At 54.5% G+C, this 525-nt stretch carries 1 protein-coding gene; it reads left to right on the top strand.

What is annotated here, in order from left to right; translation table 11 throughout:
* Positions 1 to 284: 284 nt before the first annotated feature.
* A complete protein-coding gene (locus tag MXAZACID_RS19575) occupies positions 285 to 455 on the top strand; it encodes a hypothetical protein (protein WP_168118476.1) in 171 nt (56 codons plus the stop codon).
* Positions 456 to 525 lie beyond the last annotated feature (70 nt).

Here is a 525-nt window from a genome sequence, read left to right on the forward strand (position 1 = left end):
GTGGAACCGTGCCTAGCCTCTGTGCCGGTTGCCCTGGCGCGATCTGGACCATTGGCGATGTGCCCGGCGAGGTGTTGGCACCGGACGGGGCGGTTGCGAAAGCGCGATAGGATGCGGCCTGGACGCTGGCCGTCTTTTGCCGACCCCAGCACAAAGACCTGACCAGCTTTGAACCGAATTACGTCAAGCGGCGCTACATGGTCCGGGCTGGGCTGGCGGTTGGATTCTGTGACGCCTTCGAGGATGAGTTGAAGGCTTGGCAAGAGAAGCAGTGAAAGGCGAAAATGTATCACTACGGACTAGCTCACCTGATTGTTGGCACGATTGTTAAGGGGATCGTTTACGGGGTAATTTGGAAGATCATACGCCAGCTTTCCTTGCCGGAGGATATAGCCCTTGGCATCGTGGTTGTAGTGGTGCTGGCGGCAATGAATCGGCGGCGCGGCTGGTACTGAGGCACAAAACTTATATACTCATTTGTGTAAAATGAGTATAACTTCATAAGTTGCCAAACTCATTAACGTA

The organism is Acidocella sp. MX-AZ02 (assembly GCF_000306035.1).
In the GTDB taxonomy this organism is placed as follows: Bacteria; Pseudomonadota; Alphaproteobacteria; order Acetobacterales; family Acetobacteraceae; genus Acidocella; species Acidocella facilis.